The 12,271-nt window shown below is 67.8% G+C and carries 10 protein-coding genes; 5 read left to right on the forward strand and 5 right to left on the reverse strand.

The window, feature by feature from the left end:
• Nucleotides 1–156 precede the first annotated feature (156 nt).
• From ACO2Q2_RS13225 to ACO2Q2_RS13245, 5 genes are all read right to left on the reverse strand, one after another.
• Entirely contained in the window at nucleotides 157–2,214 is a 2,058-nt protein-coding gene (locus ACO2Q2_RS13225; RefSeq protein ID WP_423256246.1) for a glycoside hydrolase family 99-like domain-containing protein, read from the reverse strand.
• Between the two features lie 298 nt (nucleotides 2,215–2,512).
• Nucleotides 2,513–4,588: a glycosyltransferase gene (locus ACO2Q2_RS13230; RefSeq protein WP_423256247.1), complete on the reverse strand. Its 2,076-nt coding sequence runs from the start codon at nucleotides 4,586–4,588 to the stop codon at nucleotides 2,513–2,515.
• A 20-nt stretch (nucleotides 4,589–4,608) separates the two neighbouring features.
• Complete coding sequence (locus ACO2Q2_RS13235; protein ID WP_423256248.1) at nucleotides 4,609–4,878, reverse strand: type II toxin-antitoxin system RelE family toxin; 270 nt, start codon at nucleotides 4,876–4,878, stop codon at nucleotides 4,609–4,611.
• Entirely contained in the window at nucleotides 4,862–5,086 is a 225-nt protein-coding gene (gene relB, locus ACO2Q2_RS13240; protein ID WP_423256249.1) for a type II toxin-antitoxin system RelB family antitoxin, read from the reverse strand. The genes ACO2Q2_RS13235 and relB overlap by 17 nt, the downstream gene beginning before the upstream one ends.
• Nucleotides 5,087–5,151: 65 nt before the next feature.
• Complete coding sequence (locus tag ACO2Q2_RS13245; protein WP_423256261.1) at nucleotides 5,152–6,753, reverse strand: 4Fe-4S dicluster domain-containing protein; 1,602 nt, start codon at nucleotides 6,751–6,753, stop codon at nucleotides 5,152–5,154.
• Between the two features lie 173 nt (nucleotides 6,754–6,926).
• Here ACO2Q2_RS13245 and ACO2Q2_RS13250 point away from each other — a divergent pair, with 173 nt between their 5' ends.
• The 5 genes from ACO2Q2_RS13250 (at nucleotide 6,927) to metJ (ending at nucleotide 11,979) form a co-directional block, all read left to right on the forward strand.
• Entirely contained in the window at nucleotides 6,927–8,324 is a 1,398-nt protein-coding gene (locus tag ACO2Q2_RS13250) for an amidase (protein ID WP_423256250.1), read from the forward strand.
• A 10-nt stretch (nucleotides 8,325–8,334) separates the two neighbouring features.
• A complete protein-coding gene (locus ACO2Q2_RS13255; RefSeq protein WP_423256251.1) occupies nucleotides 8,335–8,931 on the forward strand; it encodes an alpha-ketoglutarate-dependent dioxygenase AlkB family protein in 597 nt (198 codons plus the stop codon).
• Nucleotides 8,932–9,313: 382 nt separating this feature from the next.
• On the forward strand, nucleotides 9,314–10,414 hold the full coding sequence (gene gcvT / locus ACO2Q2_RS13260) for a glycine cleavage system aminomethyltransferase GcvT (RefSeq protein ID WP_423256252.1): 1,101 nt from the start codon (nucleotides 9,314–9,316) through the stop codon (nucleotides 10,412–10,414).
• Between the two features lie 128 nt (nucleotides 10,415–10,542).
• The gene (gene gcvH / locus ACO2Q2_RS13265; protein ID WP_423256253.1) at nucleotides 10,543–10,938 is read left to right on the forward strand and encodes a glycine cleavage system protein GcvH; all 396 of its coding nucleotides are present in this window, start codon (nucleotides 10,543–10,545) and stop codon (nucleotides 10,936–10,938) included.
• Nucleotides 10,939–11,433: 495 nt separating this feature from the next.
• Nucleotides 11,434–11,979 (forward strand): met regulon transcriptional regulator MetJ, encoded by a 546-nt coding sequence (metJ, locus tag ACO2Q2_RS13270; RefSeq protein ID WP_423256254.1) that lies wholly within the window; start codon nucleotides 11,434–11,436, stop codon nucleotides 11,977–11,979.
• Nucleotides 11,980–12,271 lie beyond the last annotated feature (292 nt).

A 12,271-nucleotide genomic window follows, 5' to 3' on the forward strand; every position in this document is an offset into this window, starting at 1 on the left:
CGGGCCGCCGGGGCCTGGAATCGAACGAACATTCTAACCCGAGTGTGCGATCCGTGCGCCCGCGTATGGATGTCGCACACGAAATCGGCCCGGAGCGGCCCTCCCTCCGCCGTCGTGTTTCGGGAGGCGGCGGAGGTATGCCGTCGGTTTGCCCGGTCAATCGCGTCGCGCGTAGGGGAAGGCGCGATCGTCCGGCGGCGCTTCGCCGCAGAGCTGGCCAGCGGTTTCCGTTCGATATCCGCCGTGATGCGCGGCAAGCAGGAAGATGCGTTCGATCGCATGGGCCAGCGTGCCGTCCACCTGGTTCACCTCGATTTCGAATTCGTCGATGCCGAGATGCGCATCGAACAGCGGACGCAGGGCGTCCAGTCGCATCCAGAACATGCTGCCGGCGATGAACCGATCATGCTCCACGTCCGGCTGGGCGAGTCCAAGCCGCGCTGCGAGGTACTCGACATGGTGGCGATTGGCGCCCCAGTAATAATGCAGCGGCTGGATATGGCCATCCGCGGCCACCAGCCCCAGCGCAGCGTCCTCGCCGAAGGCCTCGAAAATCCGCTGCGCGCGTTGCGGCGCGAGCAGCCCGTCGAGCAACTCCCGTCGCCAGGTCTCGCCATCCTGTCGGTGCACGGAGCGTTTGGTGTGCAGCTTCAGCACCACCTCGACGCCTTCGTCGAGCAGCCGGTCGGCCAGGCGGAGGAAGGGCAGGATGTCGCGGCCGCGGTTCTCGCTCGTCACGATCTCGCCGTCGATGCGGGCACGCGTCATGGCCTGGAGCACGGCTTCGGCCTTGTCCGGCGTGGTGGTCACGATCAGGCGCCAGTCGAGCTTTGATGCGATCAACCGATCGAGCATCTCGCCGAGTACCTCGGGATACCAGGCGTGGATCACCACGCAGGGGCGAGTGTCCCGTGCTGCCTGAGGCAGCATCGCCGCGCGCGTGGCGTGCAGCCACGCATGCCCGAGCCGGGCGTCGGGTTCCAGCACGGCGCCCTCGGCCCACTCGTTCCATGCGTTGACGAACACCAGCGGCGGCCGCCCGGCCGGTTGCGTGGTGCCGGCGTGGGCGATGCTTCGGCGCAGCCATTCGCCGTAGGCGCGTGGCGACGCATGCATGAACACGCGACCTCGGCCGGATCGACGCGGCTCGTTGTCCCATCCGGGATTGACGGTCGGGTAGAGCGGAAAGCGGGCCCGCGGCGGGTCGGCAGCGGCCAGCTCGCGCCAGTCGTGGATATCGCCATGGAAGTCCGGGTTGATCAGCCGGAAGCGGTCGGTGATCGGCCTGGGCGTGATGTTGTTGGGGGGGAAAGCCACGGCCGCGTCGAAGCCGATATCTGCCGGATCGACGTTGTCGAAGCTCTGCACATAGACGAGGTGGATGTCGCCGATGCCATGCTCACGGCACCACCGGCGCCAGCGCTGGGCGGTGTTGCGGGGCTCGGGCAGCAAGCCCGGGCGGTACACCAGCAGCAGGGGCTTGCCGTCCACCCGCAGATAGCGCGGGTCGCGCAGGTACGGCGCCACGTGCGCGATAAAGGCGAGGTCGTCCTGTGCGCTGTGGCGCTGGGCGATCAGCACCTGGTCGGCGCGGCCGTCCCAGCGCCGCGACCAGTTCTCGTTCGCCCAGCACAGGCAGATCGGAAGATCCAGCGCGGGGTCGTCCAGCCACTGCCGCAACGGCTGCTCCAGCAGGGTTTTCCCGGCAAACCAGTAGAAGTAGCTGCAGAACGCGCCGATGCCGTACTCGCGGGCAAGCTGCATTTGCCGGCGCATGGCGTCGGGCAGGCGCAGGTCGTAGAAGCCGAGGCTGCCGGGCAACCGGGGCTGCACGTGGCCTTCGAACTGCGGCAGGGCGCGCGTCACGTTGTGCCACTCGGTGAAGCCCTCGCCCCACCAGGCGTCGTTTTCGGGGATCGGGTGGAACTGCGGCAGGTAGAACGCGACCACGGTGGCCGGCAGCGGATCGGGCAAGGCGACGACGCTGTGCTCGCGGTAGCCGAGCGCGCGACCGCCGGCGTGATGGCGCGGTCGCCGCAGCGGGGCGTCTGCCGACGCCGGCTGGCCCCGCGGACCCGGCGGGACCAGTCCGGCAAGGCGATCGAGGAATCGCTGGCGCCAGCGGTCGCGAACGGCCGTCGGCAGCGGAAGCAGGCGGAACCCGCTTCGCAGGAGAGAGTACAGGGGACTGCGAAGGGCGTTGGGAAGCGGCATGGTCTTGTTGATTGCGCCCTGGAACAGTCGTGACGGCTCTGCCCTTCGACTTCGCTTCGCTACGCTCGGGGCGAACGGTTGGCTGGGATGGACCATGGCCCGTCCATGGCGAGCCTCGAAAAACCGCTCTTTAGTTCGTCATTCCCGCGAAAGCGGGAATCCATTGCCTTTGTTCTTCAGGGCCTTGAAGTCACTGGATCCCCGCTTTCGCGGGGATGACGAACCTTATTTCGAGTTTTCCGAGGTTCGTCATAGGGGGTGGCGTGAGTCCGGATGGTTGCCGAGCGGGGCCGACGGGTCAATCCAGCGCGCGTTGCAGCGTCGCGGCGGCCTGTTCCGGCGAAAAGTGCCGGCGGATGTTTTCCATGCCACTGGCGCAGAGCCGATCCCACAGGATCGCATCGTTGCGCAGCCGCAGTACGGCATCCACAAAGGCGTCCGCATCATCGGCGATGAGCACGTCGCGATCGTGCTGCAGCTGCATGCCCTCGACGGCGAGCGTGGTGGCGATGACCGGCACGCCGTGGCTCATCGCCATGTTGATCTTGCCCTTCACCCCGGCGCCGAAGCGCAGCGGGGCGAGCGAGGCCAGGCAGCCATCGAGCCAGGGGGCGAGATCCGCCACGCGACCGTGCAGCCGCAGCCCCGGCACGTCGAGTTCCCGGCGCAGCGGATCAGGCATGTCGCCCAGTGCGTGCACGCGGATGTCGGGCAGCGCCTTGCGCAGTCGGGGCAGGATGTCCGCCGCGATCCAGCGCAGTGCATCGACGTTGGGCGGGTGCCCGGCACCGCCGAGGAAGACCAGGTCGCGACGGTCCGCATGGCCGGGGATGTCCTCGTGTACATGGTGGATGTTGGAAAGTACGTCCACCCGGGCGCCGGGAGCGAGCTTGGCCAGCAGCGCCTTCTCGTGGGGACTGACCACGAACGTGACATCCGCGCGCTCGACCAGTGCCAGTTCGCTGCGCCTTGATTGACCGGCCTGTTGCGCCATGGCGTCGTAGCCAGTGTGCGCGGCAGCGCGTTCCTCGCGCAGGAAGTGCAGGTCCACCGTGTCGAACAGCAGCCGCGCTTGCGGCGCGTGGCGGCGAACGGCATCGGCATACTGGCCGGCGACCGTGTGCCGGCACAGCATCACCGCATGCAGGCGGTGGCCGTGGCGACGCAGCCAGTCGGGCAGGCTGCCGATGTCGGCGCCGCGCAGCACCTCGCAACCGAGTGCGCCGAGCCGGTCGATGTCCGGGTCGTCGGCACGACCGTCGTCGGGGTGGAAGGCGACGCTCCAGCCCAGTTCATCGAGGAGCTGCAGGATCTCGCACAGCCGCAGCGAGCCGGAGTCGCGCGCGGGGTCCGGCATGGTGGCATCGACCACCAGCACGCGGCCGCGGCACTTCCAGCGCACCGCGCGCTCCAGAGCGGTGCCGGGTGGCGGCTGCAGCGCCAGTTCGCTGGCCCATTTTTCGACGAAGACCGCCTGGTTCGGACGCTGGTGGCGCTTCATGCCGGCATCGAGATCGGTACCGGCGCTGATGCCCTCGCAGTGCACCACGGTGCTGGCCGGCTCGTACCAGACCTGCAGGCCGAGGCGGCGCACGGCGAAGGCGAGATCGGCGTCCTCGAAGTAGGCGGGCGCATAGCGCGTATCGAAGCCGCCGACGCGCCGGAATACTTCGCGACGAATCATCAGCGCCGCACCCGACACGTAGTCGGTCTGCCGTCGATAGCGATAAGGCGTGGCGTGGCGCGATTCGAAACGTCCGACGTTCCAGCCGCTGCCATCGGCGAACACCAGCGCGCCGGCTTCCTGCAGGCGCCCGTCCGGATAGACGAGGCGGCTGCCGGCGATGCCGCACTGCGCGCGTTCGGCGAAGCAGCGCAGCAGCGCGTCCATCCATCCGGACGTCACCTGGGTGTCGTTGTTGAGGAAGACCAGACAGTCGCCGCGCGCTTCGGCGGCGCCGGCGTTGCAGCTGCCGACGAAGCCGAGGTTGTGGCGGTTGGCGATCAGCCGCAGCCCCTCGACTCCGGCGAGCACGTCGAGCGTGTCGTCCGGCGAGGCGTCGTCCACCACGATCGTCTCGAACGGGACCCGGGCGCCGTGCCGGGCCAGCGAACGCAGGCAGGCGACGGTGTACTCGCGCCTGCCGTGTACCGGGATCACCACGGACACCCGCGGACGCTGCGGTGCCGGCAGCGCGAACGGCGCGAACGGCTCGTCGAGCGCGATCAGCGACAGCGTCTGGTCATGCGTCGCTGTCGGCCGGAACTCCTGCCGGATGCGCGCAAGCGTCCCGCGCCAGCCGCGCAGCGCCAGGCTGGCGCGCGCGCGCTGCAGCAAAAAGTCGACGCGCTTGAGACGCCATGCGAGTTTCATCATGAATTCGTGAGCGGGGGTCACCGATAGACGTCGCGACGGTTGCTGATCCTGACCACCAGGACGCACAGCACGCCGTCCTGGATATCCGCGATGACGCGGTAGTCGCCGACCCGATACTTCCAGAAATGGCCGAGCTTCGAACCCTTCAAGGCTTCGCCGAGGCTGCGCGGATCTTGCAGGACGGCTACTCGCTCGCTCAAGAACTTCAGCACGCGCTCGCGATGCTGGGGATTCAGCTGACGGATGTTTTTTTGGCCCAGAGCGGAAAATTCAATCCGCCAGGCCATACTTCTTCATCACATCGGCAAGCGGCACGGTTTTGCTGCGTCCGGCGCGTACCTTGAGCAACTCCTGCTCGGCGAGGTACAGATCCTCCAGATCGTCGATGTGTTCGACGATGGCCTCGCGGGCGTAGTAGGTCTTGGTGCGGCCCGTCGCCTTGGCGAGCGCTTCCAGGCGAAGTTCGATGGCTTCGGGTAGTCGAATCGCAAGCATGAAGGATCTCCGGCAGGTTGCTATACAAGTATAGCTCCGGCATCGAGGATGCTGGCGTGACGCCTTCACATGTTCTGGTAATTCGGCCCCGAACCGCCTTCCGGCGTGACCCAGTCGATGATCTGGTAGGGGTCCTTGATGTCGCAGGTCTTGCAGTGCACGCAGTTGGCGGCGTTGATCTGCAGGCGCTTGCCCGCTTCGTCCTGCACGATCTCGTAGACGCTGGCCGGGCAGAAGCGGGTGCAGGGGTTGCCGTATTCCTCGGCGCACTTCGTCACGCAGATCGAGGTGTCGGCCACGTGCAGGTGGATGGGCTGGTCTTCCTCGTGCTCGGTGGCGGCGAAGTAGACGCCGGCGAGGCGGTCGCGCGGCGGCAGTTCGCGCGGCACGTAGTCGCGCTTGGGCTCCTCCTGCTCGCCGAGCTTGTGCAGCGAGGACCAGTCCGGCTTGTTCTTCAGCGTCCACGGCGAGGCACCGGCGACGGTGGTTTCCCAGGCGGCGTTGAGCATGCCGAACCACAGGCCCTTCTTGAAGCCGGGCTTGATGTTGCGGACTTTCTTCAGCTCGGCCATCACCACCGAACGGCGCAGCTTCGCATCGAAGCCGGCGCTGTCCAGCGAGCTTGCCGCCAGATGCTCGGCGGCGAGCATGCCGCTGCGGATGGCCTGGTGCGTGCCCTTGATCTTGGGCACGTTGAGCAGGCCGGCGGTGTCGCCGATCAACAGGGCGCCGGGCATCTCCACCTTGGGCAGCGATTGATACCCGCCGGTGACGATGGCGCGCGCGCCGGCGCAGAGGATGTTGCCGCCCTCGAGCAGCGGCTTGACCATCGGGTGGTTCTTCCACTGCTGGAAGGCCTCCCACGGCTGGTAGTTCGGGTCGGTGTAGTCCAGGCCGCTGACGTAGCCCAGCGCCACGCGGTCGCCGTCCAGGTGGTAGAGGAAGCTGCCGCCATAGGTGCGGCGGTCGGCAGGCCAGCCCACGCTGTGCACGATCTTGCCCGGCGTGACGCGCCCGGCCGGCAGTTGCCACAGCTCCTTGATGCCGATCGAGTAGCCCTGCGGGTCGCTGTCCTTGTCCAGCGCAAAGCGCTTGATCAGCTGCTTGGTGAGGCTGCCGCGCGCGCCTTCGGCCAGCACGGTGACCCTGGCCTTGATGTCGATGCCTTGCGTGTAGCCGCTCTTGTGCGAGCCGTCCTTCGCCACGCCCATGTCGCCGATGCGCACGCCGGCGACCGAGCCGTCGTCGTTATGGATGGTGTCGGCGGCGGCGAAGCCGGGGAACACGTCCACGCCCAGCGCTTCGGCCTGCGGCGCCAGCCACGCGCACATCGCGCCCAGCGAGACGATCACGTTGCCGTGGTTGTTCATGCCCGGCGGCACCGGCAGCTTGCGCCCGCCGGTCTTGCTGAGCAGCCAGAACTCGTCTTCGGTCGCGTCCACGCAGATCGGCGGCGGATTCTTTCGCCAGTCGGGCAGCAGTGCATCGAGCGGGCCGGTTTCGATCACCGCGCCGGAGAGAATCTGCGCGCCGATGGTCGAGGCCTTCTCGATCACGCATATGGATGTGTCGGGCTGCAGCTGCTTGAGCCGGATGGCGAAGGACAGCCCCGCGGGGCCGGCACCCACCACGATCACGTCGTATTCCATCGTCTCGCGTTCGCTCATCGCTGGCTCCATCGTCTCGTGCGGGCGCGCGGGCGGACCGTGCGCGCGGGTATCGATCAGGATGCGCATTGTCCGGTTTCGCGTGCCGCGCGGCAACGCGTGCTGCGCCACGCCTTGCAATCGCTTCATGCCGGGCAGCGATAATCGCGGCACATGGTTTACCGGGAGTGCGCATGAATTCGTTGCCGCCGATCGCCGAGCGGGACATGCGCCGCGCCACGCTGTGCCAGCTGCTGCACTGGCTGGCCGCCGATCGCGTGCAGCCGCAGGTGCTGGCGGACGTGTATCTGGATGCGATCGAGCGTATCGATCCGCAGCTCAACGCCTATGTCGACGTGCGCGGCAGCCTGCTGCAGGAACAGGCGCGCACCGCGGGCAAGCGGCGGCGCGACGGCGTGATGGGCCGGCTCGACGGCATTCCGATCGCGCTCAAGGACAACTTCGACGTGGCCGGCTGGCCGACCCGCGCCGGACTGCCGGGGCGCGAGGCGCCGGCCGCCGACGACGCCCACGTCGTGGCCCGGCTGCGTGCCTGCGGCGCGCTGCTCATCGGCAAGACCAACATGGACGAAGGCGCGCTGGGCGCGCTCACCGACAACCCGCATTTCGGCACCACCCACAATCCGTATCGCCACGGCTACAGCGCGGGCGGCTCCTCCGGCGGCGCGGCGGCGGCGGTGGCGGCGGGCTTGGCGGTGGCGGCGGTGGGTTCGGACAGCCTCGGCTCGATCCGCATCCCGGCCAGCTACTGCGGCGTGTACGCGCTCAAGCCCACGCACGGCGAGATTTCCGCGCGCGGCATGCTGCCGGCGGCGCGTCGGCTGGACGCGGTGGGCCTGCTCGCGCGCGGCGTGGACGATCTCACCGTGCTGCTGCAGGTGCTGGCCGGCTACGACGCGGATGACGCGCGCTCGCGCCGCCGCCGCGTCGCGTTCGACCTGCCGGACTGGGAGCCGGGCCGCCTGCGCGCCGGCCTGCTGCCGGATCTCGCCGCGGTGGGCGTGTCGCCCGAGGTGCAGGCGGTGTTCGACGCCGCGATGGACAAGCTGCCGCGCGAGCTGGGCGAGCGGCGCACGGTGGATTTCAGCGACTGGGATTTCGCCCGCACGCGCCGCGCCGGCCTGCTGCTGATGGAGGTGGAGATGCTGGGTACCTTCGCCGCCGACCTGGCGGACACCGTGCATCCGGTCTCGCCGCGCCTTCGCCGGATGCTCGATTACGCAGCGCGCCAGTCCGCCGGCGATTACGCCGACGCCGACCGCGTGCTGGATGCCGCCACGCTCAAGATGCGCCGCCTGTTTTCGCAGGTGGACGTGCTGGTGCTGCCGACCACGCCGCAGGGTGCGTTCCCGCTCGACGGTCCGGCGCCGGATTCGATCGCCGATCTCACCAGCTTTGCCAGCCTCGCCGGCTGTCCGGCGGTGAGCATTCCGATGGGCACGTTGCCGAACGGCCTGCCGATCGGGATGCAGCTGGTGGGCGCGCGCGGCTCGGACCTGCGCCTGCTGGAACTGGCCAGCGTGGTCGCCGCCACGCTCGATGCCGAGCCGGCGTATCCGGCGATCGCCTGAGCCGGTTGTGATGGGCGAGGTTGCGTGGCAACCGCTGCCGCTGGCCGGCGCGGAGCTGGCGATCATCGAGCGCTGGCTCGCGCCGGACGAGGCCGATGCGCTGCTGGATCGCCTGCTTGCTTCCATCCCGTGGGAGAACCACCGCATCCGCATGTTCGGCCGCGAGGTCGCCTCGCCGCGGCTGAGTTGCTGGATCGGTGATCCGGGCGCCAGCTATGTCTACTCGCGCACGCGCTTCGAGCCGCACCCGTGGCCGGACGTGCTGCTCGACCTGCGCGCCCGGGTGGAGCAGGCCTGCGGCGCGCGCTTCAACAGCGTGCTGGCCAATCTCTACCGCGATGGCAACGATGCGATGGGCTGGCACAGCGACGACGAGCCGGAGCTGGGTGCGCGTCCGGTGATCGCCTCGGTGAGCCTGGGTGAAACACGGCGCTTTTTGCTGCGCGCACGCGCGGGCGACACGCGCACCCACGAGTTGCACCTGGCGCATGGATGCCTGCTGCGGATGGCCGGCGACACCCAGCGCCACTACCGCCATGCACTACCGCGCATGGCGCGCGTCAGTGCGCCGCGCCTCAACCTGACGTTCCGGCACATCCCGTTGTAGGAGCGCACCCTGCGCGCGACCGCCCCTCGCCCTAGGCGACATCTGTCGCTCACAGGGTGAGCTCCTACGGGATAAGGCCAGGGTAGGAGCGCACCCTGCGCGCGACCGCCCCTCGCCCTAGGCGACATCTGTCGCTCACAGGGTGAGCTCCTACGGGATAAGGCCAGGGTAGGAGCGCACCCTGTGCGCGACCGCCCCTCGCCCTAGGCGACATCTGTCGCTCACAGGGTGAGCTCCTACGGGATGAGGCCAGGGTAGGAGCGCACCCTGTGCGCGACCGGCGGGCACAGGGAAACCACCCACCCATCCCCGAAAAGAACCGCTGCGTTGCTCGCCGTACCGGAGGGCGGCGATAATCACGCCTTTCCCCAGGCGCACTCCCATGACTGCGAAGACCGTACTCAACGACACCCATCGCGCGCTCGGCGCCCGCATGGTCGACTTCGGCGGCTGGGACATGCCGATCAGCTACGGCTCGCAGATCGAGGAGCATCACGCGGTACGCCGCGACGCCGGCATGTTCGACGTCTCGCACATGACGGTGATCGACCTGCACGGCCCGCGCACGCGCGACTTCCTGCGCCACTTGCTGGCCAACAGCGTGGACAAGCTCAAGGTCAGCGGCAAGGCACTGTACTCGTGCATGCTCAACGAGCGCGGCGGGGTGATCGACGACCTGATCGTCTATTTCTTCGACGACGCGCACTACCGCCTGGTGGTGAACGCCGCTACCCGCGCCAAGGATCTGGCATGGATCGAGGCGCAGGCCAAGGCCTTCGACGTGGCGGTGAAGGAGCGTCCCGAGTTCGCGATGATCGCGGTGCAGGGACCGAACGCGCGCGCCAGGGTCATCGCGCTGCTGCATGAGGGCGATCGTCCGCGCATTGGGAAGCTGGGTAAGTTCGCCGCGGCGGCGGCGCAGGGTCCGCACGGCATGCCGCTGTTCGTGGCGCGCACCGGCTACACCGGCGAGGACGGCTTCGAGATTCTCGTGCCGGAGGAGCACGCGGTGGTGCTCTGGAACGCGCTGGCTGAGGCGGGCGTGAAGCCCTGCGGGCTCGGTGCGCGCGACACGCTGCGGCTGGAGGCGGGCATGAACCTCTATGGTCAGGACATGGACGAGGACGTCTCGCCGTGGGAGGCCAACCTGGGCTGGACCATAGCGCTGGACGAGGGCCGCGAATTCATCGGTCGCGCCGCGCTGGAGCAGCAGAAGGCCGAGGGCGTCAAGCGCGTGATGGTCGGCCTGGTGCTCGACGAGAAGGGCGTGCTGCGCCACGGCCAGAAGGTGCTCACCGCGCAGGGCGAGGGCGAGATCCTGTCGGGCAGTTTCTCGCCGACGCTGGAGCAGGCGATCGCCTTCGCGCGCATCCCGGCCGGCGATCCGGGCGCGATCCGCGTCGACATCCGCGGCCGCGAGCTGCCGGTGCGGCAGGTGAAGTATCCGTTCGTGCGCGACGGCCGGCCCTGCGAGGGCATCTGATCGCGCGCCGCCGGCGCATCGTCGGCGGCATCGGTGGACGCGCTGGCAGCCCGGCCGGGCAAACTCCGACAGGCTGCTAGAATCCGCGGCGCCACCTCTTTCTCCCACTTCAACGACTGGACCCGATCATGAGCGAGATTCCCGGCGATCTGAAATTCCTCAAGTCCCACGAGTGGGCCCGCGTCGAAGACGACGGCCTGATCCGCGTGGGCATCTCCGACCACGCCCAGGCCGCGCTGGGCGACCTGGTGTACGTGGAACTGCCGGAAGTCGGCGCCAGCGTGCAGGCCGGCCACGGCGTGGCGGTGGTGGAGTCGGTGAAGGCCGCGTCGGACATCTATTCGCCGGTGTCCGGCGAGATCGTCGCGGTCAACGAGGCGCTCGCCGACAAGCCCGAGATGATCAACGAGGACGCGTTCGGCGATGGTTGGATCTTCGTGGTGCGCCCCAGCGATCGGGCCGAGCTGGACGAACTGCTCGACGCCGATGCCTATGCCGAGCAGATCGAAAACGAAGATCACTGAGCGTCTTCGCCGCTGCTGATTTGCGACGGCCGCGCGAGCGGCCGTCGTCGTTTCTGTCCTGGTCGCGGGCGACGCGTCGTTGCCGCGCCGGGCCGCCCGGGTCGGGTCGGTGGTGCCCGACGGGAAAACATTTTCCGTCTTCCTGCTGCGGTCGGTCGTCTTCCATTCATGCGTTTTTTCTGCGGCCGATGCGGCGCCGGCGCGGGCTTTCCGGTGCGGGCGTCGACCACGGCGCGATCGCCTTTTTTTCATGCCGTATGGTGGAAACCTTTATGTGGCGCGGCTTTCCGCGATGCCGGCGTTTTCGCGGCGATTTTCATACAGACGTCTAGACGTCCATATCGTTCGATGTGCATTGGCTCGAATCCCTTGCGTGGCGAGGCTTCCCGGCCGTCCTCGGGGTGAAAATCGGGGTGCCGCAGGGGGGGCGAAAATCAATTGACAGCTGAAATCTTCAGGAATAGCTTTCGCATCAGATTCCGGGGAACGGGTGTTATGGCAGCAGTGAAGTTCGTCAAGCCTTATGTCGACCACGGTGAGAAGGCCGGCGCGGTACGCAAGATCACCGTCTCGATTCCACTGCACGTACTGAGGCATCTGTCTGATCTGCGCACCCACCGTCAGGTAAACAATCTTCGGCACGCCACCAACAGCGATTTGCTGGTCGAGGCGTTCCTTCACGCTTTTACTGGGCAACCACTGCCAACTGATGAGGAGCTGAGACGAACCATGGCCACTGCCAAGAAAACCGCTGCAAAGAAACCGGCCGCCAAGAAGGCCGCCCCCAAGAAAGCCGCTGTGAAGAGAGTTGCTGCCAAGAAGCCGGCAGCGAAGAAGCCGGCCGCCAGGAAGGCCGCCGTGAAGAAGGTTGCCAAGAAGGCTGTCGCCAAGAAGCCGGCCGCTGCCAAGAAGGCCGCAGTAAAGAAAGTCGCGGTGAAGAAGGTCTCTGCGAAGAAGGCCGCGCCGAAGAAGGCCGCCGCCAAGAAGGCCGCACCAGCCAAGGTGGTCAAGTCCACCAGGACCGCCAAGGCCAAGAAGTAAGCCACACCCACAACAAGAAAGTTCTGCCGAAATTGTTTCCCCGCGGTGCCCAGCGCGGGGAGGCCCTTCGAAAGCGATTCGTCCCGGCCCTCGTGCCGGGACGCTTCGTTTCCGGGGCGGGAAATGGGACTTCCCGCCTACCCCGCTGCGCCGCCCTGCCACGTGTTGTCAACGCCATTTAGAAATGTCCCCACCCTGTGCCAGTTAAACATGTCCCCTTTGGCGTCACCGGGAAGGCCGGTCAAGTTGGAGCATGGCGCCAGGGATGGTTGCCGGCGGGTTTTCTGACGTT

Source organism: Dyella sp. KRB-257 (assembly GCF_049445995.1).
In the GTDB taxonomy this organism is placed as follows: domain Bacteria; phylum Pseudomonadota; class Gammaproteobacteria; order Xanthomonadales; family Rhodanobacteraceae; genus Dyella_A.